We start from the raw sequence: 25,834 nt of genomic DNA on the forward strand, positions 1-25,834 counted from the left end.
AAATACAGGCCGTTTCAATAAAAAGTGATTGATATGGCGCTAACTGCCGCGTTAAAAGCGCAAATTGCCGGCTGGTATAAGGCTCTCCAGCAGCAAATCCCCGATTTTATTTCCCGAGCGCCGCAGCGGCAGATGATTGCCGAAGTGGCGAAAACGCTGGCGGGCGACGAAGGGCGCCATCTGGCGATTGAAGCCCCGACCGGCGTCGGCAAAACGCTCTCCTATCTGATCCCCGGTATCGCCGTCAGCCGTGCGGAAGATAAGCCGCTGGTGGTCAGCACCGCCAACGTGGCGCTGCAGGATCAGATCTTCACGAAAGATCTGCCGCTGTTGCAGAAGATCATCCCCGATCTGCGTTTTACCGCCGCGTTTGGCCGGGGTCGCTACGTCTGCCCGCGCAACCTGTCCGCGCTGGGCGGCGATGAAGAAAAGCAGGGCGATTTGCTGCTGTTTCTTGATGATGAAATGACCGCCAGCAAGGATGAGCGGGCGCTCTGTACTACGCTGGCGAAAAACCTCGATCGCCATCAGTGGGACGGCCTGCGCGACCACTGCGAAGAGACGATTGAAGATTCGCTCTGGCAGCGCATCAGTACCGATAAAGCCAACTGTCTGGGCAGCAACTGTCACTGGTTCCGTGAATGCCCGTTCTACCTGGCCCGGCGGGAAATCGAAAACGCCGACGTGGTGGTGGCTAACCATGCGCTGGTCATGGCGGCCCTGGAAACGGAATCGGTGCTGCCGCCGCCGAAAAATCTGCTGCTGGTACTTGATGAAGGGCACCACCTGCCGGACGTGGCGCGCGACGCGCTGGAAATGAGCGGGGATATCACGCCCGCCTGGAGCACGTTACAGCTCGACCTTTTCTGTCGTCTGGTTGAACAGTGTATGGCGCAGTTCCGGCCGAAAAAGCCGCCGCATCTTGGCAATCCGGAGCGGCTTAAAGCCCACTGTGAAGAGGTGCGCGAGCAGCTGCAACAGCTGTCGCAAATCCTGGTGCAGCTGTTGCCGCCCGGCAATCAGGAAGGCGAATACCGTTTCGAGATGGGCCAGCTGCCGGAAGAGGTGATGACGCTGTGCGCGCGCCTGTTCAAACTCAGCGACGGGCTGCGCGGGCTGGCAGAGGCGCTGCTGAACGATCTCAGTGAAAAAACGGGGCAGTTCGACGTAGTGCGCCTGCACCGTACGCTGATCCAGATGAACCGCGCACTGGGCTGGTTCGAGGCCAGCAGCAAGCTGTGGCGGCTCGCCTCAATGGCGCAGGCTTCCGGCGCGCCGGTGTCCAAATGGGTGACGCGTGAGCTGCGTGAAGGTAACCCGCACCTGCTGTTTCACTGCGCCGGTATTCGCGTCAGCGAGCAGCTGGAAAAACTGCTGTGGCGTAAAATCCCGCACGTGGTGCTGACCTCGGCCACGTTACGCTCGCTGAACAGCTTTCAGCGCCTGCAGGAAATGGCGGGCCTGAGCGAAAAGCCGGGCGATCGCTTTGTCGCGCTGGATTCGCCTTTTAACCACGTTGAGCAGGGCAAGCTGATTATCCCGCAGATGCGCTACGAGCCGATGCTGGCTAACGAAGTGGAACACCTGGCGGAAATGGCGCACTTTTTCCGCCAGCAGATTAAAGAAGGCAAACACAAAGGGCTGCTGGTGCTGTTTGCCAGCGGGCGGGCGATGCAGCAGTTTATCTCTTACCTGCCGGAGCTGCGGCTGATGCTGCTGGTGCAGGGCGACAGGCCGCGTCCGGCGCTGGTGGCGCTACATCGTAAAAAGGTGGAGCAGGGCGAAACCAGCGTGCTGGTGGGCCTGCAATCCTTTGCCGAAGGGCTGGATCTGAAGGGTGACCTGCTGTCGCAGGTGCATATCCATAAAATTGCCTTTCCGCCGGTGGACAGTCCGGTTATTTTGACGGAGGGCGAATGGCTGAAAAGCCTGAAGCGCTATCCTTTTGAAGTACAAAGCCTGCCGAGCGCCTCCTTTAACCTGATCCAGCAGGTGGGCAGGCTGATCCGCAGCCACGACTGTTTCGGCGAGATAGTGATTTACGATCGTCGTTTGCTGACCAAAAGCTATGGCGCGCGCCTGCTGGGCGCGCTACCGGTTTTCCCCATTGAGCAGCCGCCTATGCCGCCGGGGGAGCCGCCAAAAGCCGTTGCGGCCGTACCGGGTAAGAAAACCGTACGTCGCCGCCGTCGCTAACAACCCAACAGAGCAGAAGCATGGACTATACAAAAATTATTAAAGAGATCGGCCGAGGGAAAAATCATGCCCGCGACCTCGATTTCGCTACCGCCAGCGAGCTTTACAGCCGGATGCTGGCGGACGAGGTGTCGCCGCTTGAGATGGGCGCGATCCTGATTGCGCTGCGAATCAAAGGCGAGGGCGAGGAGGAGATGCTCGGCTTTTATCAGGCCGTACAGGCGCGCGTGCTGAAACTACAGCCGCCTGCCAGCCTGCCTATGCCGGTGGTGATCCCAAGCTATAACGGCGCGCGTAAACAGGCGAACCTGACGCCGCTGCTGGCGCTACTGCTCTCCCTGCTCGGTTTTCCTGTGGTGGTGCACGGCGTTAGCGATGACCCGACTCGCGTTACCAGTGAGGCGGTGTTTGCCGCGCTGGGCGTTAAGGCGGTATCGGACATGCAGGAAGCGCAGCAGCGGCTGGAAGAGGGCAAACTGGTCTTCGTGTCGGTTGAAACGCTTTGCGCGCCGCTGGCGCGGCAGCTCTCGCTGCGCTGGCTGCTGGGCGTACGCAACAGCGCACATACGCTGGCGAAGCTGCTGACGCCGTTTGGCGAAGATGCGGCGCTGCGGCTTTCCAGCGTGTCGCACCCGGAATATATCCCGCGCGTGGGCAAATTCTTCCAGGCCATCGGCGGCCGCGCGCTGCTGCTTAACGGTACGGAAGGCGAGGTTTATGCCAATCCGCAGCGCTGCCCGGCGCTGAACCTGATTGCCGGAGAGGAGCCAGAGGTGCTGTTACCACGCCAGCCGGAAAGCCATATCGCCCGCGACGCGCTGCCTGCGGGTAAAGAGGCTGAAACAACGGCTGAATGGATCGGGCGTTGCCTCAACCGCGAAGTAGCGGTGCCACAGTCGCTGCGTCAGCAGATCGCCTGCTGTTACGTCGCTACGGGCCGCGCGGTGGACGTAGAGAGCGCGCTGGAGCAAATCGCGAAGGCCGGATACTGAGGCGGACCGGGCGTTTTAGCCAGGGCGGCGATAAGCTGTTTATCGGGGCAACGATTTTGCCGGGCTGAGGCTGAACGCTTTACCAGATGAATGGCCTCGCCAGACTGATGCTGAACGTTTTGCCGGATGGATGGCTTCGCCGGGCAGGTAAGCGTTCGAAAGGTAAGGCTTTGCAAGCCTTACCTGGCGGTTACGCATCCGGCCTGAAAAAAATAACGGATGCGCTGCGCTTTTTGTCCTGCTTCTGAAAGTGCTCATAAACAGCTTTCATCCGCCGGGCTTTAAGCGCGATGGCCTCTTCCAGCGTCAGCGGCCTGGTGGGTTTATCTGAGTTTAACGGCATAACCCCTCCTGTGAGGATCAAGGTTTGGGTAAACGGCGGCTATCCGCTGCGGCTGGCTTCTGCTGAGCAGTAGTATTCGCAAGCGATAAGCTCGTGAAAGCAGTTCGTCAAAAGCCAAAAACGTATAGCAATAAGGCCGGTACGCAGTGTAGTGCTTGTCGATTATATAATCAATAATGCAGTTCAGAGCCTGCGCGCGCTGACCCCTAAATCGCCTTTTAAAAAAGGGCGTGCCGGCTTCGATATTATCCAGGCTGTCAAAAGCGATATCATAACAGCCGCCCTTCAACGTTAGCCTGTGCGGTCGTTTACCTGTCAGTAGCCCCTGCGGCAAATTAATAAGTGAATCCTCAACCGTAACAATTTCCGTTAACTGCACCAGGTAAACGCCCGCTTCGCCTGCCTCAACCCGATATAACATGGCGTGTCTGCCATCCGGCAGTACGCTTCGCGTTCTGTGCATAAATCCCGCCTTCCCTGAAAAATCTGCCGTCAGGATAAAGCGGTTTGGCCGTGAAGTCAGCGACGTTTTCATGAAGCGGAACAGGTCACGCAAAGTTTTTTACGTGCCTGCCTGCTTCTTGCATTCTTTTTTGAAGTGGATCTAAAAAGCGAGGCAGCCTTCCCGTCGGGCCGGAAAGCGCATGGCGCTTATCCGAGCGGCAGAAGCTTTTCCGCCAGCGCCGTCCAGAACGTAACGCCTTCCGGGATAACATCATCGTTAAAATCGTAGCGGGCGTTATGCAGCGGAGCAGAAGGCACCTCGCCGTCTGCTCCTATCCAGAAATAGGCACCGGGGCAGGCTTCCAGCATGCAGGCAAAATCTTCCGACGCCATTGATGGGCTGGTTTCCCAGTGCACCTGTTCTGTCGGCAGTAATGCCAGCGCGCAGTCGCGAACCTGCTGTGCGGCGGCGGCGTGATTGCAGGTCACCGGGTAATCGGTCAGGTAGTCAATGCTGCCGTCAATACCCAGCGGCGCGGTAAAAGTAGTGACAAAGTCGTCAATCATGCCGCGCACCCGGCTACGCACATCGGCCTGCAGGCATCTTAGCGTGCCGCGAAGCACCACGCTTTCCGGGATAACGTTAATGGCTTCGCCGCCATTAATTTGCGTGATGCTGACTACCGCAGAGGAGAGCGGCGACAGGCGTCGGGCCGGGATAGTTTGCAGCGCAAGAATGAGCTGCGCGGCGGCTACGATCGGATCTGCGCCGTTTTCCGGCATCGCCGCGTGGCAGCTTTTCCCGCGCAGCGTAATTTCGAAAGCGTCCAGCGAAGCCATCATGGGGCCGCTGTTCACCGCCACATGACCGACCGGCAGGCCTGGCCAGTTATGCAGGCCGTAGATAGCGTCCATGGGAAACAGCGTAAACAGGCCGTCGGCGACCATTTTTCTGGCACCGCCCAGGTTTTCTTCCGCCGGCTGGAAAACAAAATGCAGCGTGCCGCTGAACCGCCGCGTGGCGCTGAGATGTTTCGCCGCCGCCAGCAGCATGGCCGTGTGGCCATCGTGTCCGCAGGCGTGCATCACGCCAGGCTGCGAGGAGCGCCACGGCGCATCGCCCAGCTCGGTGATGGGCAGGGCGTCCATATCCGCACGCAAACCGATAGCGGGACCGGGACCGTTCTCCAGCGTGCCCACCACGCCGGTGCCTGCCAGGCCCGTATGCACCTGCAAACCAAACTCGCGCAGCAGCGCCGCTACGCGCTGTGAAGTCTCATCTTCGTGATAGCCCAGCTCCGGCCTTAAGTGAAACTGTCTGCGCCATTCAATGGCTTCCTGAATCAGCGAAACGGGGATCATATCTTCTCCTTTGCGGACGATAAGCCGGAAGGCGAGCGCGGCACTGCTGCCTGACAGGTATTTTTCAAAAGTGAGGGAGCTCAGAGCAACAGGTTCTCTATTTCCTGCCAGTTTTTAACCCGCCTGTAGCCGGTTACCTGCAGGTTGTGCGGGGCGCTATAAAGGATGCCTTCTCCGCAAAACCCTGTGAAATTATGGGCGTTATCATCAATCATATAATCCGCATTGATAATGCTTTTGTTGCCGCAGAACACAATATTACTGGGTTTGATGGCCGGGAAATGGGTATTTAACCAGCGGAATTTTGCATTAAACGAAGAGGGCATCTGCATGGCGGCCGTGGTGATAAAGATCTCGTAACGATGGCTTAGCGCCTCAATCACGCGCTGGCTGTCGGCAATTACGCCCAGATCGCCAAAAAATTCCGCGTCTTCGCTGACCCGGCTAAAGATCTCCTGCAGCATCTCGGGCTTTTCCTCTGCCAGGCTGAACAGATTGAATTCGCTGTGCGCCAGTTCCAGCGAGAAATGGCGGTTAAACGTGGCGACCATTTTAGGATGGAAATCGGCAATGACCTCATCCATATCAATAGCAATTCTCTTCATTATCACTCCATGATGGCTTTCGGGATGCATAACATCATACCAAAAAAAGGTGCGCAGCAGGGTTTCCTGCTCGCGTTGAAAAGCAGAGCTGCGCGTCTAAAAACAGCGCGGGGCGTGGCCGTTCACTCAGGCTTTTCGTGGCTGCGGCCGCTTACGGCGCGGCCGCCAGCATGTCTGCGCCAGGCTGCCCGGCGAGCTTGCCTGATAGCAATGCTGTATAAGCTAAAAGAAAGCGATCTAAGCCGCCCTGTATAAGGCGGCACAGAACGGCTCAGGACTGGCGTGCGTCCGGCCGTACCAAATCAAAACGTAAATCGTCGCTAATGGCGTAATAGGCGCTGGGGCCGCCCGCACGCAATATAGGGTTGGCTTTCGCCGTCTGATAGATGCCGTTTTCCAGCAGTTTGTGATCGATATGGATCGCCACCGCTTCGCCCAGCACCAGCCACTGCTCCAGCTTGCCGCCGTCGGCGTCTTGCAGCTGGATAACCTGCGTCAGCTTGCATTCAAAATTCACCGGGCTTTCGGCTACCATGCTGACCGCTACCTGCGTGCCGGGAATGGGCGTCACGCCGGAAAAAGCGAATTCATCCTCGCCGCGCGGCAGCGAAGCCGAACTTTCATTCATCGCCACGGCCAGCTCGCGGGTAGCCAGGTTCCAGACAAACTCGCCTGTTTCCACGATGTTCGCCACGCTGTCTTTCCAGCCCTGGCTGGAGAAACCAATAATAGGCGGCTTATAGTTAAAGCAGTTAAAAAAGCTGTAGGGCGCCAGATTGCGCTCGCCGCTGGCGCTTTGGGAACTGATCCAGCCGATGGGACGCGGGCCGATAATGGCGTTCAAAGGATCATGAGGCAGACCGTGGCCAAGACGCGGTTGATAAGTATGGCGGGAAGAGGACATCTGAACTCCTGATAAAGGGATAGTTATTACATAGTAGCCGCTTCGCCGTGGGAAAAAAGGCGGGAATTGTTTACGATCTTTACCGCAGCAGGTATCTTACGCGCCTGCAGATAAGAGAGCCGTTCATGAAAAAGATTGTCGAAAAAACCCAGCTTCATCCCCGTAACCGCCATCGTGGCCGCTATGATTTTCCTGCCCTGATTGCCAGCCATCCGCCGCTGGCGGAGTTTGTGGCGGTTAATCAGTACGGTGATGAATCGGTGAATTTCGCCGATCCGGCCGCGGTAAAAATGTTAAATCAGGCGTTGCTGAAGCATTTCTATCAGGTTGAACAGTGGGCGATCCCGGATGGTTTTCTTTGTCCGCCGGTGCCGGGCCGGGCTGACTATATTCATCATCTGGCCGACCTGCTGGCGGAAGATAACCGCGCCGTCGCGCCGCGCAATATTAACGTGCTCGATATCGGCTGCGGTGCCAACTGCATTTATCCGCTGATTGGCTATCGGGAATATGAGTGGCGCTTTACCGGCAGCGAAATCAATGAAGAGGCGATGCGCGCCGCTAACGCCATTATCGCCGCCAATCCGGGCCTGAATCGCGGTATTCGCCTGCGTCGTCAGAAAAATACGCAGGCGATTTTTCACGGCGTTATTCATAAAAACGAGCAGTATCATGCCGTGCTGTGCAACCCGCCGTTTCACGCGTCCGCCAGCGAAGCGCAGCAGGGCACCCAGCGCAAGGTGCGTAATCTCGGTCTGGATAAAAACGCGCCGTTAAATTTCGGCGGCCAGCAGGAGGAGCTGTGGTGTGAAGGCGGCGAAAAAGCCTTTATCAGCCGCATGATTAATGAAAGCGTGGATTTTGCGAAACAGTGCGTGTGGTTTACTTCGCTGGTGTCCCGCCGCGAAAACCTGCCCGAGCTGTGGCGTGCACTGGAGCAGGTCGATGCGGTGGCCGTACGCACCGTGGAAATGGCTCAGGGCCAAAAGCAGAGCCGTTTTATCGCCTGGACCTTTATGGAAAAGACGGCTCGCGAACGCCAGATGAGCCGTCTTTAATACCGCCAGTACGGCCGTCCGTTACTCCGGCGCAGGCAGCGCAGGCACAGCGGCGGCGGCGTCCAGCCCGCTGCCGTTTTGCATGACCTGCACCGTTGGATGCGGCGCTTTGATCCCCGCCGCATCAAAATGCTTCTTCACCCTATTGTCGAGCGCGAAACGCACCGTCCACTGCTTCAGCGGTTGGGTAGTAAAGGAGACGCGCACGGTAAAGGCCTGGTTGGTCAGCCCGACCAGTCCGGCGAAATTAGGCTCGCCAATAACCATGCCGCGAATGGTTTCGTCCTGCATCAGTTCGTTCACCGCCTCGCGCAGCGCGGCATTCACCTTATCGCTGTCCTCACTGCGATCCACATCGTAATTCGCCACGAAAGAGCCAATGCCGCGCACGAAATTGGCGAAGGTGGTGATCGAAGACCAGGGGATAATATGGTAAGCGCCGGTATCCTGGCGGACGCCCACCGAGCGGATTGACATGCGCTCCACCGTGCCGGTAATGGCGCCGATAGTGACCAAATCGCCCGTGTTCATTCCGTTCTCAAACTGAATAAAAATACCGGTAATAATATCCTTAACCAGCGTTTGCGAACCAAAGGATACCGCCAGGCCCAGCGCGCCTGCGCCCGCCAGCAGCGGCGCGATATTCACGCCGATTTCCGACAACAGGATCATGATAGTGATGGTACTGATGACCACGGCCAGCGCGTTGCGAAACAGCGTCAGCAGTGTGCGGGTTCTGGCGCTGGGCATCGGCCTGCCGTGAGAATCGGAAGCGAGACGGCTCTCGATCAGACTGGCAAGCAGTGTCCAGCCCACCGCCGAGAAAAACAGGATCATGACAATACGGATGATCACATCTACCAGCTTCACGCCTGCGCCGACCGTCAGCCAATGCCAGAGGTCGAAAAGATTCCAGGCGTTCAGCAGCAGTAGGCAGACGGCAAACACCGTCAGCGTACGCGCCAGCTTTAACATCATGGAAACCCAGCCGTTCACTCTTTTTTGTAGCTCGGGATAGTTGCGACGCAGCTCTGGCGAGAGAATAATGGTTTTTGAGATCCAGCGGCTGAGAACGCCGGAAATCAGCGCGCCCAGCCCTATTATTGCCAGCGAACGCACGGTAGCGGACATCATAAATCTGAGGCTGTCGCCGGGGTTAAAGATCGAGAGCAGGAACAGCGCGATAAAATAGGCGCTGGCAAGCCAGTGCCAGATGACGGCGAAAGCGCGGATAAACAGTGAAAAAAAGCTCATCGAGCGGTCGGCCAGCTGAACCAGCGCCAGCTGCACGGGGCGGCGGTTGCGGAAAATCAGATAAAGCGCCCACCCGGTGATCAGACACATCAAAACCAGGTTAACCAGCGCCGCCGCTTGCACGTTAACCTGATTAGAAACAATAGGCACGATAACCAGCAGTCCGTAGCCGATAACGCTGCTCAGCCAGCTTAGCCGCGTATTCCAGTAGTTAGCGCGCTCGTCGGAAAGATGGAAAAAACGCAGCTGCGGATAGCGCGGGCAGAAAATCAGCCGCAGGATCGCCTTAAAGAATTCAATCAGTGCAAAAGCGCTTAAGAACAGGCCCTGCTGGCGGGCAATCGTCCTGCTACCGGCATTGAGCGTATCGCTGAGCATCTGGCCGACAAACAGCGCGATGCCCAGCAGCAGCAAATCAATGATAAACGCGCCCAGGATCATCGCCGGAAGGTGCAGCCAGCTGGTGCGCTCGCTATTTTTACGGCGGCCCCATGACCCCATGCGGCGATAAAGCGGCGTCGCCGCCCGGCAGAGCAGCCAGTAGAAAGCGAACAGTGCGATGGCCAGCATCGCAAAGTGGCTCAGCGCGTTATAAAAAGTTTTTGGGTTAAAGGTTTTATGAGGAGCGTTAACGATATTGCGGTGGAGTTTTTCTACTTTACCCAGCACCTCGCTGCCAAACTGACGGCTGACGTCGGTGACGCTTTCCAGCACCGTTTTATCTTCTTCTTCATCCGGCGGCGTCAGCACGGGATCTTCAGTTTTAGCAGTGCTTTCGGAAGCGCTCCGCAGCTGGTTAATCAGCTCGGTTCGCGATTGATCATTTTGCAAAATGTTGGCCAGCGCGGCGTAGGCGGCTTTTTTCTCTTCCAGGCTCGGTTCGCCGGAAGCATCGGCCGCGGGTTGCGACCGGGACGCCGCAACGGCGGCGACAGGCAGGCTGACGGCCTCAGCCTGACAGCAAAAAACAGCAGCGACTAACGGTAGCCATCTGAACATACAGCGCCAGAAGGGCGGGGTTCCCGACATCATATTCTCCTTTAACGGCGCAAAGAAGCGTCGAGCAGCAAGTATAGCCGGACAAAGAAAAGGAGAGAGGGGGGGAAGAGTTTTTTAAGAGCGGGCCGGGAAAGCGGGGCGGCCTGACCGCCCCAAAAAATTAGGAGACGTGCTGTAAGAATTCCTGCAGGCGTGCGCCCGGCGGGTTATCAATCAGCTCTGCCGGATCGCCGTCTTCCGCAATGCGGCCTTTATCGATAAAGATCAGGCGTGAAGCGACTTTCTTCGCAAAGCCCACTTCGTGCGTCACAATAACCATGGTCATGCCTTCTTCCGCCAGGTCCTGCATTACCTTCAGCACTTCATGACGCAGCTCCGGATCCAGCGCGGAGGTTGGCTCATCGAACAGCATCATCTTCGGCTTGACCGCCAGCGCGCGGGCAATGGCCACACGCTGCTGTTGGCCGCCGGAAAGCTCCGACGGGAAATGGTGCGCGCGTTCGGCCAGGCCGACCTTGCCCAGCAGCTCTTTTGCCAGACGCTGCGCATCGGCTTTGCTGGCGCCGCGTACGCGGATTGGGCCAAAAGCGACGTTATCCAGCGCGCTCATCTGCGGGAACAGATGGAACTGCTGGAACACCATGCCCGCTTCCTGGCGGATCAGGCGATCGTCTACTTTAGGATCGTTGACCTTCAGCCCGTCCACAATCAGCTCGCCGGTGGTGATCTCTTCCAGCTTGTTAATGCAGCGCAGCAGCGTGGATTTGCCGGAGCCGGACGGCCCGATAATCACCACGACCTCGCCCTGTTTAATAGTCAGATCGATATTATGCAGAACCTGCGTTTCGCCAAAATGTTTGGAGACGTTTTTAAATTCAATCACAGGATCTTCATCCTTTTTTCAATGCGACGCAGAACAAAGCTCAGCACCAGCGTAATAAACAGATAGATAACGGCTACGGCGCTCCAGATTTCCAGCGCGCGGAAGTTACCGGCAATGATTTCCTGGCCCTGGCGAGTCAGCTCCGCCACGCCGATAACGATAAACAGGGAGGTATCCTTGATGCTGACGATCCACTGGTTACCCAGCGGCGGCAGCATACGGCGCAGCGCCAGCGGCATGATAACGTAGCGCAGCGTTTCGCGACTGGAAAGACCCAGCGCCAGACCGGCTTCACGAAAGCCCTTATTGATTGACAGCACGGCGCCACGGGTAATTTCAGCGATGTAAGCGCCGGAGTTAATCATGATGGTGACCACTGCCGCGCTAAAAGGGTCGATGCGCAAATCGTTAAAGGCCATCGGCAGCGCAAAATAGATAAACATCACCTGCACGACAATCGGCGTGCCGCGGATCAGTTCAATAAAGACCAGGGCGATATTACGCGACAGCCAGCCGCCGTAAGCGCGGGCAAAACCCGCTATAAGGCCGATAATCAGGCCGCCAATCAGGCCGAGGACGGATATCCACAGCGTCAGGCGGGCGCCCTCGAGCAGGGCCGGAATAGATGGCCAGATGGCGCTCCAGTCAAACTGCATTCTTATTTCTCCGGATCAAAACCATATTTCGTTGGTGTGGAAAACGCAGGCGCACAGCGCGCCTGCGAAAAGTAAAAGCGATTATTTAGGCTCGGAACCGAACCATTTTTTATAAATTGTGTTGTAGGTACCGTTTGCACGCAGCGTTTTCAGCGCGCCGTTTACTTTTTCACGCAGCTCGTCGCTGCCTTTCGGGAAGGCGATACCGTAATCCTGCGCTTCGATCGATTCGCCTACGGCTTTGAACTGGCCTTTGCCTGCGGTGTTAATGAAGTAAAGGATGTTTGGCGTATCGTGCAGCACGGCGTCCGCACGGCCCGTGCCCAGCTCCATATAGGCATTATCGATATTAGGGAACTGGCGCAGATCTTTGGTTTTGATGTGCTGCTTAGCGTAATCCACGGAGCCGGTGCCGCTTTTCACCGCAACGACTTTGCCATCAAGATCTTTCAGACCCTGAATTTTGTCGTTATTGGCTTTGACCATCACCAGCAGACCGCTTTTATAGTAGCTGTCGGAGAAATCAATCGCCTGCTTGCGGGCGTCAGTGATAGTGATACCGGCCAGCGCCAGATCGACATTACGCGTCTGCAGACCCGGAATGATACCGCTAAAATCCATTGGTTTAAGGGTATAGTCCAGCTTCAGTTCCTTCGCGATAGCCGCCCACAGCTCCACATCGAAGCCCACATATTGGTTACCCTGTTTGAACTCAAAAGGAACAAAGGCGGTATCGGTGGCGACAACCAGCTTTTTTTCTGCGGCGGTAGAAGAGACGGCAAACGCCAGCGTCAGCGCAGCCAGGGAAAACTTAACAAGTGACTTCATCTTTTTATCCTTATTGCAGTCGGACAAGCGCCTTGTCCGATTGAATGCCAGCAGCCATATGAAAAAACTATGCCAGGTTTTCAAAATATATTGAAAACAGCACGTTGAGTCAATTTAACAGGGATAATTACGCCTTAAGTAGCGCGATGCACCATAATGAGGCACCAAAACAGTGCGCTGGTTTCATTATGGTGCAATCCAGTTTTAACCTGGCGGAGGATAAAAAACAAAGTAAAAAAGGAAAGGGTGCGAGAGCGCTCGCGTGATTAACGCAGCTGGCTGTCTTTACTGCCGCGGCGATTAAAAAGCGTCGACTGCTGCTGTTTGTCTCGCTGTGCCTGGCATTGAATACAATATTGCACGCCGGGCAGGGCCAGACGGCGAGCTTCAGGAATGGCATCCCCGCACTCTTCGCAATATTTTGCGCTGGCGCCATGATGAATGGCGCGCCGGGCGCGATTAACGGCATCTTCTACCGTTGAGTCGATCTGTTCCTGTACGGCATCATCACGTGCCCAACCACTGGCCATCGCTTTCCTCCATATAAGAAGAGCAGATGAAAGGCCTCATCTGCTCGCAAAACCACGCTATGAAAAGTGGGGCTACTGAGCGCAGCCCGCATCGACTTACTCGATGTTAGATTCGATAAACCACAGGAATTTATCCAGGTCGCGGGAAGCGGCGGTAAAGATATCTGCGGTGTCTTCGTCTTCAACTTCACTAATCGCTTTACGAGTATCGTTAGCGACAACGGCATAGCGTTCTGCCAGCGCTTTAAGGTGATCCTGAACGGTATGAATGTTCAGCGGATAGCTTTTCAGCGGAGTGCGATCGTTCACTACCTGAGTGGTGCCCAACGCCACGCCGCCCAGCTGTACTACGCGCTCTGCAATGGTGTCCTGATGATCGGTAATCGTAGTGCGGAAACCGTCCAGCATTTCGTGTACGCCAATAAAGTTAGCGCCGCGCATATTCCAGTGCGCCTGTTTGGTAATCAGGGACAAATCAATGAATTCCGTTACCAGACGATTCAACACCTCAATGGTGGCTTTCTTTTCCTCATCGGCCACGTTGTTGCGGGTGTAATGCAGATCGGTCGCAGTCGTTTTTACCAGTTTAGCGGTACTCATCATTAATATCCTCTTAATGGTCAGTTGTCCTGAATGTACCGAATAAGTATAGCAGCGCTTTTCAACATTGCCATCACGATACTGCCTATCGCACAAATAGTAGCGGCCTTAGGGTTTAACTGACTGGTATTAAAGAGGAATAATTTATCGAATGCGATTAATAAATATTCTCATTTAGATTGATAAAGATAAATGACTGATAAAAAATAGATTTTTAATTTATCGTTTCGTTACAAATTGCGTAAAAAACCCTGTTAAAAAGCCACGATTTATTAAATTGGCTCAGAATTATCCGAGCCATATATGACATATTCCTTTTTTAACAGACGCCTCTTTAAATTTGTCTGCCGGGATAAACTTTTCTGAATATAGCTATTCACGCAGCTCGCTAATCGGAACGACTTTTTGCTTAGCGGGACGCAGACTCAGCGTAGCGCCTGCCGAGGCGATAATAATCGACAGCAGGCCCAGCCATTGCGGCAGCGTCAGCAGCTCGCCCAGGAAAATCATGCCGGAAAGCGCGCCCATGGCCGGCTCCAGGCTCATCAGTGTGCCAAACGTCCTGGCCGGCAGCCGGGTCAGCGCGACCATCTCCAGCGTATAGGGGAACGCGCTGGAAAGAATGGCGACAATAAGCGCAACCGGTAAAACTGCCAGGTTCCAGACGCCGCTTTCGGCAAACGTAAAGCCAACAGGGACAAAGACCAGCGAAGCGATCAGCGATCCCATGGCGACGGTAGCAGGGCCGTGCTCCGCTCCTGCGCGTTGGCCGCTCAGAATATAGATGGCCCAGCAGGCACCAGCCAGCAGCGCAAAAAATGCGCCTTTGGGATCGATGCCCGACATGCTCTTGCCAAGAGGCAGCAAAAGCCACAGCCCAAGCAACGCCAGCGCCACCCAGAGAAAATCGCGAGGCTTTCTCGACCCCACCAGCGCCAGCGTCAGCGGACCGACAAATTCCAGCGCAACGGCAATGCCCAGCGGGACGGTACGCAGCGCCAGATAAAACGTATAGTTCATGCCGCCCAGCGCCAGGCCATACAAAACCAGAGGTACTACGCGATCGCGGCTGAACCGCAGCCGCCAGGGTTTGAAGATAAGGCAAAGAATAAGCGTGCCCAGCCCAAGACGCAGGGCGGTGATCCCCGGTGCGCCGACTACCGGAAACAGGGTTTTTGCCAGCGCGGCCCCGCCCTGAATTGAGGTCATGGCGAGCAAGAGCAGTAAGACAGGAAACCAGATTGAAGAACCGCGTGAAGAGGGAGACATCCTTTTGACCAACCTTATTTGTCCATCGAACGGGAGAAAAGTTCCCCGAAGTGTACCAACAGATTGTGCAAACCAGGCAAAAATGGCCTGGGAAAACGTTAAAGAAATTCGGAAAATTCGTCGTCAAGCGCACGCAGACGGGTAAAGAAGTGTCAGTTTAATTAAGATTTATCTCAATGAACAAATTTTTACATTGCTGGTCAGGCGAAGCGGCAAAGAGAGAAACATAAGTAAAAAGAATGAGATAGAAAGAATCATTAACGTCCTGTTACACCAAACATTGTCTTGGACAACAAAAACGGGGCAGAGTTTCTGGCTGAGGTTTGTTATATTTTCAGCGTTGTCAGGAGATAAGTACTTTCACATTTGAGGTGGTTATGAAAAAAATTGCATGTCTTTCAGCACTGGCTTGTGTACTGGCAGTTTCTGCTGGTTCAGCGATGGCACAGAGCACAGTTTCCGGTGGTTACGCACAAAGCGATATGCAGGGCGTGGCTAACAAAGCTAACGGTTTCAACCTGAAATACCGCTACGAAAACGGCAGCGATCCACTGGGCTGGATCGGTTCTTTCACCTACACCGAGAAAGATCGTACCGACGCTGGCGTCTATAACAAAGGCCAGTACTACGGCATCACCGGTGGTCCTGCTTACCGTCTGAACGACTGGGCCAGCATCTATGGCGTGGTTGGTATCGGTTACGGTAAATTCCAGCAGAACGCACCAGCGCGTGACAAGTCTGACTCAAGCGACGTAGGTGTTTCCTACGGTGCGGGCCTGCAGTTCAACCCAGGCATCGAAAACGTTGCTCTGGACGTTGGTTACGAGCAGAGCCGCATCCGCAGCGTAGACGTTGGCACCTGGATTGCTGGTGTTGGCTACAGCTTCTAAGATTGCCTGAAACCAGCTTCGGTTGGTTGATAAAAAATCCGCCCACGTGGCGGATTTTTTTTATGGCTGAATCAGCCGCCGGGATTTTTTTCTGCTGTCAGCATCTCCAGCAGCATCAGCCGTAGCGTAAAAGGCGAACGACAGAGCAGCTGTAGTAAAAGTGGTTTTTTCATGGTCTCCTCCGTTCGCTTTATGTACAGGTATAGCACAGGCTATAATTCGTAGCCAGCGCTATTGCGCGAGATTTTGTGCTTCCGTGCGCTTCGTTTACAATGTGGCACCATCAGGCTGATGCGAGCGCCCGCACGCGCCAGAAATAATAATGAGGAAGCTGAATGAGTCGTCGCGCTAAAACCGCAGTGCCTGCGCCACTGAAAGAGATAGAAGAGCATGTCGAAGGCTTCCGTCAGGTCCGTGAAGCCCATCGGCGTGAATTAATTGATGACTATGTTGAGCTGATTTCCGATCTGATCCGTGAATTTGGCGAAGCCCGCCAGGTTGATATGGCGGCGCGGCTCGGCGTTTCCCAGCCTACCGTTGCCAAAATGTTGAAACGCCTGGCTACGGTTGGACTGGTCGAGCAGGTTCCCTATCGCGGCGTGTTCCTGACTGCTGAAGGAGAGGCGCTGGCGGAAGAAAGCCGCAAACGCCACCATATTGTGGAAACGTTTTTGCTGGCGCTGGGCATCAGCCCTGATACCGCCCGCCGCGATGCGGAAGGGCTGGAACATCACGTTAGTGACGAAACCCTGGCTATTTTTCAGCAATTCTACGAAAGCCGTCAGTAATTTCCTCTCAGGTGAGTCCGTATGGCAACGCTGCTCAGGCCTTTTTTGCACGATCGCTTTCTGCATCTGTTAATTTTACTGGGCCTGCTGCTGGCCTGCTTTGCGCCTTTCTCGCTGCGGCAGCTGCCTGCGGCGGTGGACTGGTCGACCATACTGACGCTGGGCGGGCTGTTGATGCTGACCAAAGGCATCGAAGCCAGCGGTTATTTCGACGTGTTGGGACGTCGCCTGGTGCAGCGCTTTCAGTCAGAGCGTTCGCTGGCGCTGTTTCTGACCGCTGCCGCCGCGCTGCTGTCCACTTTCCTGACCAACGATGTCGCACTCTTTATCCTGGTGCCGCTGACGCTGACGCTGCGTCGCTACTCCTCGCTGCCGATCGCCCGGCTGGTCATCTTTGAGGCGCTGGCGGTTAACGCCGGATCGCTGCTCACGCCCATAGGCAATCCGCAAAATATCCTGCTGTGGCAACACGGCCACGTCGGCTTCGCCGGTTTTATCGGCCAGATGCTGCCGCTGGGCGGGGCGCTGCTGGCCAGCCTGCTGCTGCTTACCGCCGTCAGTTTTTCGGCGAAACGGATCGAGCGCTCGTCACAGTCGCCGGAAACGCAATGGCAGCGCTCGTTGCTGATTGCCAGCGTCGTGCTCTATTTGCTGTTTATTATCGCGCTGGAGATGGGCTATGCGGGCTGGGGCGTTCTGCTGGTATTTGGCGTTTTCCTGCTGATGGCACGCCGCACGCTGCTGGCGATCGACTGGAGCCTGCTGGCGGTATTTATCGCCATGTTCGTGGATGTTTTTCTGTTAACCCGACTTCCCGCTTTACAGCATCTGCTCCAGCAAATTCCGCAGCTGCCGGAGGGCGGGAAATATCTGCTGGCGATCGGCCTGTCGCAGATTATCAGCAACGTGCCGGCTACTATTTTACTGCTGGCGAATCTGCCAGCCAGCACGCTGCTGGCCTGGGCGGTGAATATCGGCGGTTTCGGGCTGCTGCCCGGTTCGCTGGCAAACCTTATCGCGCTGCGGATGGCGAAAGATCGCTCTGTCTGGCTGCGTTTCCACTTCTACTCGCTGCCCATGCTGCTGTGGGCGATGGCGCTGGGCTGGGTGCTGCTTTTAGGCATTGATGCGCTGTAGCCTGAATCTTTTCTGACTTTGTAAAGAAACACTGGCATTTGTCAATTTAGGCCCTATGTTTATAACAGCGTGAATCTTGCGGGCTTGGCTTGAGCCCGCCGTAACCTGATGAGAACTATGGCTAATCAATCAAATTCTTCCTCAGATGATGACCAGCGTCATCCGCAGAATAATTCGCAGTCTGACGACCAAAACGACAAACCGCAGCAGGACGACCAGCAGCAGGACGAGGGCCAGGCGGAACGTAAACGCCCCGGCAAAAAGCCGCTGATTATTCTGGCGATTGTGGTGATCGTCATGATTATTGTCGGCTTTTACTTCTGGTTTACCGGCCGCAATATAGAAACGACGGACGACGCCTTTACGGAATCGGACGCCGTGACTATTGCGCCTAAAGCCTCCGGCTATGTCACTAAGCTGCTGGTTACCGATAACCAGCGGGTGAAAAAGGGCGATCTGCTGGTAGTTATCGATCCGCAGGATACCCAGGCGCAGCGCGATCAGGCTCAGGCCCAGCTTGGCCTGGCCGTGGCGCAGCTGCATCAGGCGCAGGCTTCTCTGGCGCTGTCTAAAGTGCAGTATCCGGCGCAGAAAGATCAGGCGCTGGCGCAGCAGGCCAAGGCGGAAGCTAACTTCCTTAACGCTCAGGAAGATTACAAACGCCAGCGCGGCGTCGATCCGCGTGCAACCTCGCAGCGTAATATTGATGCGGCCAGCGCGCAGTTAAGAAGCGCGAAGGCCGAGCTGGAAAGCGCGAAAGCGCAGGTAGAAGTCGCTTCGCAAATCCAGCTGCAAATTCGCCAGCAGGAAACCAACGTGGAAGCTCGTCAGCAGCAGGTCGAACAGGCCAAAGCGCAGCTGAACACGGCTAACCTCAACCTTTCCTATACAGAAGTGCGCGCGCCTTACGATGGCTTCGTCACTAAACGTAACGTGCAGGTCGGCACGCTGGTTCAGGCTGGCACCTCGCTGTTTTCGCTGGTTTCGCCAGATGTCTGGATCACCGCCAACTTTAAAGAGTCGCAGCTGGAAAGAATGAACCCTGGCGATAAAGTGCATATTTCCGTGGATGCCTGGCCGGATATGAAGCTGGAAGGGCACGTGGAAAGCATTCAGATGGGTTCAGGCTCCCGTTTCTCTACCTTCCCGTCGGAAAACGCGACCGGCAACTATGTGAAAATTGTCCAGCGCGTGCCGGTCAAGATCGTTATCGATAAGGGACTGGATCCGAACAAGCCGCTGCCGCTGGGGCTGTCGGTGGAGCCTGAGGTAACAGTGGAATGAGTCAAAGCCAGAGCTGGCAGCCGGCCAGTAACCCCTGGCTGGTCGCGATGACGGTGACGCTGGCGGTGTTTATGGAGATCCTGGACACCACCATTGTCAACGTGGCGCTGCCGCACGTCGCCGGTTCGCTCTCATCCAGCTATGACGAGTCAACCTGGGTGCTGACCTCCTATCTGGTGGCGAACGGCATCGTGCTGCCGATCTCCGCCTTCCTCAGCCGCGTATTTGGCCGCAAGCAGTTCTTTCTGATCTGTATTGTGATGTTTACCGTCTGCTCTTTCCTGTGCGGCATCGCTACCGAGCTGTGGCAGATCATTCTGTTCAGGATCCTGCAGGGCTTTTTCGGCGGCGGCCTGCAGCCGGTACAGCAATCGGTACTGTTGGACTACTTTAAGCCGGAAGATCGCGGCAAGGCATTTGGTCTTTCCTCTATCGCCATTATCGTCGCGCCGGTGCTTGGCCCGACGCTGGGCGGCTGGATCACCGATAACTACAGCTGGCGCTGGGTATTCTTTATCAATATTCCGGTCGGCATCCTCAGCGTGCTGGCTATCTATCAGCTGCTGGAAGATCCGCCGTGGGAGCGTAAGTGGGCGAAAGGAAAACTGAATATCGACTATATCGGTATCGGTTTAATTACCCTGGGACTGGGCTGTTTGCAGGTCTTTCTCGATCGCGGCGAAGATGACGACTGGTTCAGCTCTAATTTTATTATGACCTTCGCCATACTGAGCGCCATCGGGCTGGTCGGCGCGGTTTACTGGCTGCTGTACGCCAAAAAGCCGGTGGTGGATCTGCACGTGCTGAAAGACCGTAACTTTGCCGTCGCCAGTATTCTGATGTCCGGCATGGCGGCCATCCTCTATGGCAGCTCGGTGGTGATCCCCCAGCTGGCGCAGCAGGATCTGGGCTATACCGCCACCTGGTCAGGGCTGGTGCTTTCGCCCGGTGCGGTGCTGATTGTGCTGACCATTCCGCTGGTGCTGAAGCTGATGCCGATCGTCCAGACGCGCTGGATTATCGCCTTCGGTTTTACCTGCCTGTTTGTCTCTTTTCTCTATTCCGCGAAGCTGACGCCCAATATCGATTTCACCACGCTGGTGATGATGCGCAGCGCGCAGACCATCGGGCTGGGTTTCCTGTTTGTGCCGTTAACGACCATTGCGTTCGTGACTATTCCACAAAAGCTAAATGCGGATGCGTCAGCGCTGTTCACCATGTGTCGTAACGTGGCGGGTTCGATAGGCATTTCGCTTTCTACGGCGATGATTACCGAGCGGGAGCAGGCGCGTAGCGCGCACATGGTGCATAACATGACGCCGCTTAACGAGCCGTTCAATCTGACGGTAGAACGCTGGGCGCAGGGGGTCAGAGACTTTACCTCAGCGGTGGGCGATCCGATTACGATAGCGACAGGGCAGGTCTATAAAGAGATGATCGTCCAGGCGCGTATTCTGGCCTATATCGACGTTTTTATGGGCCTGAGCATTGTCGCCCTGGTTCTTATTCCATTTTGTTTACTGCTGGCGCCGATTAAGAGCGAGGGCAGTGCAGGAGCACACTGACATGAACGTTTCTCCTTTATTTACGCGTTCGCGGCTCGGCGTGCTGCTGGTTGCGGCTATTACGCTGTCGGCCTGTAGCGTCGGGCCGGACTACCGGGCGCCGAAACCGTCCACGCCCGCTGCTTTCAACTCGCTGGCATCGGATCGCGCGTCTCGTCCCCAGGCCACCGTCACCAATCCGGGCTGGTGGAAATCGTTTAACGATCCGCAGCTAAACAGCCTGATCGATCGCGCCATCGTCGGCAATCTGAGCCTGCAGCAGGCTGTTTTGCGCATCGCCGGTTCTCGTCAGCAGCTTAATCAGGCTCGCGGCGCATGGTTCCCCTCGATCAACGGTGCCGCCTCGGCACAGCGCCAGCAGCTGGGCCTGAAAGGCGAGCTGGAATCGAAAGGCGTCTACAGCCAGCTGGATGAGGTCAGCGGCGATACCGACGTTCGCTCGGCGCTGAACGGGCTGACCAAGCCGGTCGGGCTTTACCAGGGTAGCTTCGACGCCTCCTGGGAGCTGGATCTGTGGGGCAAAGTCCGTCGGCAGGTTGAGGCGGCAGGCGCGCAGCAGCAGGAGTCGCTGGAAAGCCGTAACGACGCGCTGGTTTCGCTTGAGGCTGAGGTGGCCCGCACCTATTTACAGCTGCGCGGCGCGCAGCTGATTAGCCAGACGCTGCAAACGCAGATTGAAGTGGCGCAGCAAACGCTGGAGCTGACGCAAAGCCAGCAGCGCAACGGCCTCGCGCCTCAGATGGACGTGGAAAACGCTCGCGCCCAGCTGCATTCTCTGCGCGCGCAGCTGCCGCAGTATGAATCGCAAATGCATCAGGCGATGAACGGGCTGGCGGTGCTGATCGGCAAGCCGCCGGGGGCGCTGGATGCCGAACTGGCCGCGCCGAAAGCGATGCCGGCCTTGCCAAAAGCGGTATCGGTGGGTCTGCCGTCCACGCTGGCGCGCCGGCGTCCGGACGTGCGTCAGGCGGAAGCGAGACTGCATGAGGCGACAGCCAGTATTGGCGTTTCCGTCGCACAGCTGTTCCCGGATTTCTCGCTGACCGGGCAGTTCGGAATGCGTAATACCGACGCCAGCTATCTGGATAACTGGAGCAGCCATTTCTACAGCTACGGCGCCTCGGTCTCGCTGCCGATTTTCCAGGGCGGCAGGCTGGTTTCTGGCGTAAAACTCGCCAGAGCGGAGCAGGCCAGCGCCGCGCTTGGCTATCGGCAGACGGTTCTGACCGCCTTGCAGGATGTGGAAAACGCGTTAGTCAGCTATCGCACCGATCAGCAGCAGGTGGAAGGGTTGGATCAAACGGTTGACGCGCTGCAAAACGCCTTCGATTTGGCTAACGACAGCTATGGCAAGGGGCTTTCTTCGTTTATCGACGCGCTAACCGCGCAGCGCCAGCTGGCTCAGGCGAAGCAGCAGGCCGCATCTGCCAGGGTGCAGAGCAGCCTGGATCTGGTCGCGCTCTATAAAGCGCTGGGCGGCGGCTGGGAGCTTTATCAAAACGTGCAGCTGCCGGACTACTCCGTTTTCGGCCCCGCAGAAAGCGGCGATACGCCTGCGGGCTGAGACCCTTTCCCAACCGGCGGTAACGCAACGTCGCCGCCGGTCGCCTTACCTGGCTTTGCCCGTTCCTGCCAGTGCCGCCTTTTATGAAAACATCTGCCTCGCCTGTTACAGCCGTTTTTCCCTCCACGATCGAAATGCTTAACGGTCATAAACCGCCCACGGCAAAATTATCCGATACTTTTTCATTAAAATGAAATAAAAGTTTTAGTTGGATAAGGGCGCGCTTTTCTGTTTTAACCCAGGCAGGGTAAGGTTTGGCGACAGGTTGCGCCCCACTTATGATACTTGCGTCACAAAAGCAGCGATGCGGTGAGAGCTGTGCCGCAAAATTTAATTTTCATTGTTATTTTAAATGAAAGAAATGCACTAAGTTAAGAGCCTGGAGAACACACCAGGCGCCACTTTATTTCTGGCGGCCTGACCTGCGAATAACGAAGAGGTCAACATAATGCCTAAAGAACAATATCTCACGCCCAATCGGGCCTCGGGGCCTAACAGCACGTCGCGAACGGAACCCTTCGTCAAAGTGATCGCCGTTATCGCCACGCTGGGCGGCCTGCTGTTTGGTTACGACACCGGGGTTATTTCCGGTGCGCTGCTGTTTATGGGCACGGAGCTGCATCTTACGCCATTCACTACCGGCCTGGTGACCAGTTCGCTGCTGTTCGGCGCCGCGTTCGGCGCGCTGATTTCCGGTCATTTCGCCGCGGCAGCCGGGCGGAAGAAAATCATTATCGTTCTCGCCGTCATTTTCGCCATCGGCGCACTGGGAACCTCACTGGCACCTGATGTGCACTGGATGATTTTCTTCCGCCTGGTATTAGGCGTGGCGGTAGGCGGCGCGGCGGCAACCGTGCCGGTCTACATTGCCGAAATCGCGCCTGCCAACAAGCGCGGACAGCTGGTTACGCTCCAGGAGCTAATGATCGTGTCCGGTCAGATGCTGGCCTATATTTCCAATGCCGGTTTTAACGCGGCCTGGGGCGGCGAGCAGACCTGGCGCTGGATGCTGGCGGTCGCTACCGTACCCGCCGTAGCGCTCTGGTTCGGCATGATGTTTATGCCCGATACGCCGCGCTGGTACGCGATGAAGGGACGTCTGGCGGAGGCGCGCAAGGTGCTGGAGAGAACCCGTGCCAAAAGTGACGTCGAGTGGGAGATGACGGAAATTGAGGAAACGCTCAGCGAAGAGGAAAACAAAAACAAGCCCAGCCTGAAAGAGCTGCGCAAGCCCTGGCTGTTCAAACTGTTTCTTATCGGGATCGGCGTAGCGGTGATCCAACAGCTTTCCGGCGTAAACACCATTATGTATTACGCGCCTACCATGCTGAAGGCGGTGGGTATGAGCACCGACGCTGCGCTGTTTGCCACTATCGCCAACGGCGTGATTTCAGTACTGATGACCTTTGTGGGGATCTGGCTGCTGGGCCGTTTGGGACGCCGCACCCTGACCATGATCGGTCAGTTCGGCTGCACCGCCTGCCTGCTGTTTATTGGCTGCATCAGCTATTTTATGCCGGAAACGGTCAATGGCCAGCCGGACATGATGCGTAGCTATCTGGTATTGCTGGGCATGCTGATGTTCCTTAGCTTCCAGCAGGGCGCGCTGTCGCCGGTCACCTGGCTGCTGCTTTCGGAAATCTTCCCGACTCGCCTGCGCGGGATTTTTATGGGCGGCGCGGTATTTGCTATGTGGATTGCCAACTTCATTATCTCGCTGGTTTTCCCGATGCTGCTGGCCACGGTAGGGCTTTCCGGCGCGTTCTTTATCTTCGCCTTTATTGGCCTGTTTGGCGCGGTCTTTGTTATCAAATGCGTGCCGGAAACGCGCAACCGCAGCCTGGAGCAGATCGAACATTATCTGCATGACTGGCTGAGTAACGACGTTGAGACACGAGCCGTACGATCGCCGGAACGTAAAGCGGAAAGTCATTAGCGAAATCGGGAAGCTTCAGCGGGCGGCGGTGTATTCGCCGCCCCTTTTTTTTGGCATACTATGCGCTGATTTATTCCCCCATCGTAAATGAAAGGCAATCCTGTGCTAGTTTCCAGCAACGTCACCATGCAGTTTGGCAGTAAGCCGCTGTTCGAAAACATCTCTGTCAAATTTGGCGGCGGCAACCGCTATGGCCTGATCGGTGCCAACGGTAGCGGCAAGTCCACCTTTATGAAAATTCTCGGCGGCGACCTGGTGCCGTCTGCGGGCAACGTGTCGCTCGATCCTAACGAGCGCATCGGTAAACTCCGTCAGGATCAGTTCGCCTTTGAGCAGTACTCGGTGCTGGATACGGTCATCATGGGCCACGGCGAGCTGTGGGAAGTGAAAGAAGAGCGTGACCGTATTTACGCGCTGCCGGAAATGAGCGAAGAAGACGGCTATAAAGTGGCCGATCTGGAAGAAAAATACGGCGAAATGGACGGTTACACCGCAGAATCGCGCGCTGGCGAACTGCTGCTGGGCGTGGGGATTCCGCTGGAGCAGCATTACGGCCCCATGAGCGAAGTTGCGCCGGGCTGGAAGCTGCGCGTGCTGCTGGCGCAGGCGCTGTTCTCTAATCCAGAGATCCTGCTGCTCGACGAACCAACCAACAACCTGGACATCGATACTATTCGCTGGCTGGAGCAGGTGCTGAACGAACGTAACAGCACCATGATTATTATTTCGCACGACCGTCACTTCCTGAATATGGTCTGCACCCATATGGCCGATCTGGATTACGGCGAGCTGCGCGTTTATCCGGGCAACTATGACGAATACATGACGGCGGCAACCCAGGCGCGCGAACGTCTGCTTGCCGATAACGCCAAGAAGAAAGCGCAGATTAACGAGCTGCAATCTTTCGTCAGCCGCTTTAGCGCCAACGCCTCTAAATCGCGTCAGGCAACTTCCCGCGCCAAGCAGATTGATAAAATCAAGCTGGATGAGGTGAAGGCCTCCAGCCGTCAGAACCCGTTTATTCGCTTCGAGCAGGATAAAAAGCTGTTCCGTAATGCGCTGGAGCTGGCAGGACTGACCAAAGGCTTCGATCAGGGCCCGCTGTTTAAAAACGTTAACCTGCTGCTGGAAGTAGGCGAAAAGCTTGCGATTATCGGGCCGAACGGTATCGGTAAATCCACGCTGCTGAAAACGCTGGTGGGCGAACAGCAGCCGGATAACGGCACGGTTAAATGGTCAGAAAACGCCCGCATCGGCTATTATGCGCAGGATCACGCGCATGATTTTGCCAACGACCTGACGGTGTTCGACTGGATGAGCCAGTGGATGCAGGAAGGGGATGACGAGCAGGCAGTACGCAGCATTCTGGGTCGCCTGCTGTTCAGCCAGGACGATATCAAAAAGCCAGCGAAAGTCCTCTCCGGTGGCGAAAAGGGCCGTATGCTGTTTGGCAAGCTGATGATGGAAAAGCCGAACGTGCTGATTATGGATGAGCCGACCAACCACCTGGATATGGAATCCATCGAGGCGCTGAACATGGCGTTGGAGATGTACGAAGGCACGCTGATTTTCGTTTCGCACGACCGTGAGTTCGTCAGCTCGCTGGCGACCCGCGTGATTGAAATGACGCCGGGCAAAATCCACGACTTCACCGGTAATTACGAAGATTACCTGCGCAGCAAAGGTATCGCCTGAATTAAATAAAAAGGCGGGGCATCTGCTCCGCCTTATTGGCCCGGTAAGCTAT

General features: G+C 56.1%; 23 protein-coding genes. 11 read left to right on the forward strand and 12 right to left on the reverse strand.

Annotated features, from left to right (window positions below):
• Positions 1 to 33: 33 nt before the first annotated feature.
• Both dinG and ybiB read left to right on the forward strand, forming a co-directional pair.
• Entirely contained in the window at positions 34 to 2,196 is a 2,163-nt protein-coding gene (dinG, locus tag ACA373_RS00500) for an ATP-dependent DNA helicase DinG (protein ID WP_253454790.1), read from the forward strand.
• A 20-nt stretch (positions 2,197 to 2,216) separates the two neighbouring features.
• Positions 2,217 to 3,188, forward strand: a complete 972-nt coding sequence (gene ybiB, locus ACA373_RS00505) for a DNA-binding protein YbiB (RefSeq protein WP_370733852.1) — start codon at positions 2,217 to 2,219, stop codon at positions 3,186 to 3,188.
• Positions 3,189 to 3,378: 190 nt separating this feature from the next.
• Here the strand turns inward: ybiB and ACA373_RS00510 are convergent, their stop codons facing one another.
• The 5 genes from ACA373_RS00510 to ACA373_RS00530 all read right to left on the reverse strand — a co-directional run bounded on the left by ACA373_RS00510 (position 3,379) and on the right by ACA373_RS00530 (position 6,846).
• Positions 3,379 to 3,531 (reverse strand): hypothetical protein, encoded by a 153-nt coding sequence (locus ACA373_RS00510; RefSeq protein WP_253454788.1) that lies wholly within the window; start codon positions 3,529 to 3,531, stop codon positions 3,379 to 3,381.
• The gene (locus ACA373_RS00515; protein WP_370733853.1) at positions 3,512 to 4,087 is read right to left on the reverse strand and encodes a hypothetical protein; all 576 of its coding nucleotides are present in this window, start codon (positions 4,085 to 4,087) and stop codon (positions 3,512 to 3,514) included. Before ACA373_RS00515 ends, ACA373_RS00510 begins: the two co-directional genes overlap by 20 nt.
• Before the next feature lie 95 nt (positions 4,088 to 4,182).
• Complete coding sequence (locus ACA373_RS00520) at positions 4,183 to 5,337, reverse strand: M20 aminoacylase family protein (RefSeq protein WP_370733854.1); 1,155 nt, start codon at positions 5,335 to 5,337, stop codon at positions 4,183 to 4,185.
• Positions 5,338 to 5,417: 80 nt separating this feature from the next.
• Positions 5,418 to 5,942: a 5'-3'-deoxyribonucleotidase gene (locus ACA373_RS00525; protein ID WP_253454785.1), complete on the reverse strand. Its 525-nt coding sequence runs from the start codon at positions 5,940 to 5,942 to the stop codon at positions 5,418 to 5,420.
• A gap of 271 nt (positions 5,943 to 6,213) precedes the next feature.
• A complete protein-coding gene (locus ACA373_RS00530) occupies positions 6,214 to 6,846 on the reverse strand; it encodes a flavin reductase family protein (RefSeq protein WP_253454784.1) in 633 nt (210 codons plus the stop codon).
• A gap of 125 nt (positions 6,847 to 6,971) precedes the next feature.
• On the opposite strand from ACA373_RS00530, the gene rlmF reads away from it, so the two are divergent.
• Complete coding sequence (rlmF, locus tag ACA373_RS00535) at positions 6,972 to 7,904, forward strand: 23S rRNA (adenine(1618)-N(6))-methyltransferase RlmF (RefSeq protein ID WP_253454783.1); 933 nt, start codon at positions 6,972 to 6,974, stop codon at positions 7,902 to 7,904.
• A 21-nt stretch (positions 7,905 to 7,925) separates the two neighbouring features.
• Here rlmF and ybiO read toward each other — a convergent pair whose 3' ends face one another.
• The 7 genes from ybiO to rhtA form a co-directional block, all read right to left on the reverse strand.
• Positions 7,926 to 10,157, reverse strand: coding sequence for a mechanosensitive channel protein (ybiO, locus tag ACA373_RS00540; protein WP_370734441.1), 2,232 nt, complete (start codon positions 10,155 to 10,157; stop codon positions 7,926 to 7,928).
• 160 nt (positions 10,158 to 10,317) lie between these two features.
• Positions 10,318 to 11,040, reverse strand: a complete 723-nt coding sequence (glnQ, locus tag ACA373_RS00545; protein WP_125288793.1) for a glutamine ABC transporter ATP-binding protein GlnQ — start codon at positions 11,038 to 11,040, stop codon at positions 10,318 to 10,320.
• Entirely contained in the window at positions 11,037 to 11,696 is a 660-nt protein-coding gene (gene glnP / locus ACA373_RS00550; protein ID WP_125288792.1) for a glutamine ABC transporter permease GlnP, read from the reverse strand. Before glnP ends, glnQ begins: the two co-directional genes overlap by 4 nt.
• A gap of 81 nt (positions 11,697 to 11,777) precedes the next feature.
• Positions 11,778 to 12,524, reverse strand: coding sequence for a glutamine ABC transporter substrate-binding protein GlnH (glnH, locus tag ACA373_RS00555; protein ID WP_253454782.1), 747 nt, complete (start codon positions 12,522 to 12,524; stop codon positions 11,778 to 11,780).
• A 266-nt stretch (positions 12,525 to 12,790) separates the two neighbouring features.
• Positions 12,791 to 13,054, reverse strand: a complete 264-nt coding sequence (locus ACA373_RS00560; protein ID WP_253454781.1) for a DksA/TraR family C4-type zinc finger protein — start codon at positions 13,052 to 13,054, stop codon at positions 12,791 to 12,793.
• 96 nt (positions 13,055 to 13,150) lie between these two features.
• A complete protein-coding gene (dps, locus tag ACA373_RS00565) occupies positions 13,151 to 13,654 on the reverse strand; it encodes a DNA starvation/stationary phase protection protein Dps (protein WP_125288897.1) in 504 nt (167 codons plus the stop codon).
• A gap of 372 nt (positions 13,655 to 14,026) precedes the next feature.
• Complete coding sequence (gene rhtA, locus ACA373_RS00570; protein WP_301251257.1) at positions 14,027 to 14,923, reverse strand: threonine/homoserine exporter RhtA; 897 nt, start codon at positions 14,921 to 14,923, stop codon at positions 14,027 to 14,029.
• A 377-nt stretch (positions 14,924 to 15,300) separates the two neighbouring features.
• Between rhtA and ompX the strand changes: the two genes are divergently transcribed.
• The 8 genes from ompX (at position 15,301) to ACA373_RS00610 (ending at position 25,782) form a co-directional block, all read left to right on the forward strand.
• A complete protein-coding gene (ompX, locus tag ACA373_RS00575; protein WP_253454779.1) occupies positions 15,301 to 15,813 on the forward strand; it encodes an outer membrane protein OmpX in 513 nt (170 codons plus the stop codon).
• 335 nt (positions 15,814 to 16,148) lie between these two features.
• On the forward strand, positions 16,149 to 16,601 hold the full coding sequence (gene mntR / locus ACA373_RS00580; RefSeq protein WP_253454778.1) for a manganese-binding transcriptional regulator MntR: 453 nt from the start codon (positions 16,149 to 16,151) through the stop codon (positions 16,599 to 16,601).
• A 21-nt stretch (positions 16,602 to 16,622) separates the two neighbouring features.
• On the forward strand, positions 16,623 to 17,738 hold the full coding sequence (locus ACA373_RS00585; protein ID WP_301729795.1) for an SLC13 family permease: 1,116 nt from the start codon (positions 16,623 to 16,625) through the stop codon (positions 17,736 to 17,738).
• A gap of 108 nt (positions 17,739 to 17,846) precedes the next feature.
• Entirely contained in the window at positions 17,847 to 19,022 is a 1,176-nt protein-coding gene (locus ACA373_RS00590) for an HlyD family secretion protein (protein ID WP_253454776.1), read from the forward strand.
• Positions 19,019 to 20,587 carry a DHA2 family efflux MFS transporter permease subunit gene (locus ACA373_RS00595; RefSeq protein ID WP_301251253.1) on the forward strand — a complete coding sequence of 523 codons (1,569 nt, stop codon included), beginning with the start codon at positions 19,019 to 19,021 and terminating at the stop codon, positions 20,585 to 20,587. The genes ACA373_RS00590 and ACA373_RS00595 overlap by 4 nt, the downstream gene beginning before the upstream one ends.
• Before the next feature lies 1 nt (position 20,588).
• Positions 20,589 to 22,151: an efflux transporter outer membrane subunit gene (locus ACA373_RS00600; RefSeq protein ID WP_253454774.1), complete on the forward strand. Its 1,563-nt coding sequence runs from the start codon at positions 20,589 to 20,591 to the stop codon at positions 22,149 to 22,151.
• A gap of 448 nt (positions 22,152 to 22,599) precedes the next feature.
• Complete coding sequence (locus tag ACA373_RS00605) at positions 22,600 to 24,087, forward strand: sugar porter family MFS transporter (RefSeq protein WP_253454773.1); 1,488 nt, start codon at positions 22,600 to 22,602, stop codon at positions 24,085 to 24,087.
• Between the two features lie 102 nt (positions 24,088 to 24,189).
• Complete coding sequence (locus ACA373_RS00610; protein ID WP_253454772.1) at positions 24,190 to 25,782, forward strand: ABC-F family ATPase; 1,593 nt, start codon at positions 24,190 to 24,192, stop codon at positions 25,780 to 25,782.
• The last annotated feature ends 52 nt before the right edge of the window (positions 25,783 to 25,834 follow it).

Origin of the sequence: Erwinia sp. STN24, from assembly GCF_041320675.1 — a bacterium.
GTDB classification, from domain to species: Bacteria; Pseudomonadota; Gammaproteobacteria; order Enterobacterales; family Enterobacteriaceae; genus Erwinia; species Erwinia aeris.

Coding starts and splice junctions, on each gene's coding strand:
- ACA373_RS00525 (WP_253454785.1), bottom strand. CDS start 5,942: ATGAAGAGAATTGCTATTGATATGGATGAGGTCATTGCCGATTTCCAT.
- ACA373_RS00520 (WP_370733854.1), bottom strand. CDS start 5,337: ATGATCCCCGTTTCGCTGATTCAGGAAGCCATTGAATGGCGCAGACAG.
- glnP (WP_125288792.1), bottom strand. CDS start 11,696: ATGCAGTTTGACTGGAGCGCCATCTGGCCATCTATTCCGGCCCTGCTC.
- ACA373_RS00595 (WP_301251253.1), top strand. CDS start 19,019: ATGAGTCAAAGCCAGAGCTGGCAGCCGGCCAGTAACCCCTGGCTGGTC.
- rhtA (WP_301251257.1), bottom strand. CDS start 14,923: ATGTCTCCCTCTTCACGCGGTTCTTCAATCTGGTTTCCTGTCTTACTG.
- ompX (WP_253454779.1), top strand. CDS start 15,301: ATGAAAAAAATTGCATGTCTTTCAGCACTGGCTTGTGTACTGGCAGTT.
- mntR (WP_253454778.1), top strand. CDS start 16,149: ATGAGTCGTCGCGCTAAAACCGCAGTGCCTGCGCCACTGAAAGAGATA.
- ACA373_RS00600 (WP_253454774.1), top strand. CDS start 20,589: ATGAACGTTTCTCCTTTATTTACGCGTTCGCGGCTCGGCGTGCTGCTG.
- ACA373_RS00605 (WP_253454773.1), top strand. CDS start 22,600: ATGCCTAAAGAACAATATCTCACGCCCAATCGGGCCTCGGGGCCTAAC.
- ybiB (WP_370733852.1), top strand. CDS start 2,217: ATGGACTATACAAAAATTATTAAAGAGATCGGCCGAGGGAAAAATCAT.
- glnH (WP_253454782.1), bottom strand. CDS start 12,524: ATGAAGTCACTTGTTAAGTTTTCCCTGGCTGCGCTGACGCTGGCGTTT.
- ACA373_RS00590 (WP_253454776.1), top strand. CDS start 17,847: ATGAGAACTATGGCTAATCAATCAAATTCTTCCTCAGATGATGACCAG.
- dinG (WP_253454790.1), top strand. CDS start 34: ATGGCGCTAACTGCCGCGTTAAAAGCGCAAATTGCCGGCTGGTATAAG.
- ACA373_RS00585 (WP_301729795.1), top strand. CDS start 16,623: ATGGCAACGCTGCTCAGGCCTTTTTTGCACGATCGCTTTCTGCATCTG.
- dps (WP_125288897.1), bottom strand. CDS start 13,654: ATGAGTACCGCTAAACTGGTAAAAACGACTGCGACCGATCTGCATTAC.
- ACA373_RS00560 (WP_253454781.1), bottom strand. CDS start 13,054: ATGGCCAGTGGTTGGGCACGTGATGATGCCGTACAGGAACAGATCGAC.
- rlmF (WP_253454783.1), top strand. CDS start 6,972: ATGAAAAAGATTGTCGAAAAAACCCAGCTTCATCCCCGTAACCGCCAT.
- ACA373_RS00530 (WP_253454784.1), bottom strand. CDS start 6,846: ATGTCCTCTTCCCGCCATACTTATCAACCGCGTCTTGGCCACGGTCTG.
- ybiO (WP_370734441.1), bottom strand. CDS start 10,157: ATGTTCAGATGGCTACCGTTAGTCGCTGCTGTTTTTTGCTGTCAGGCT.
- ACA373_RS00510 (WP_253454788.1), bottom strand. CDS start 3,531: ATGCCGTTAAACTCAGATAAACCCACCAGGCCGCTGACGCTGGAAGAG.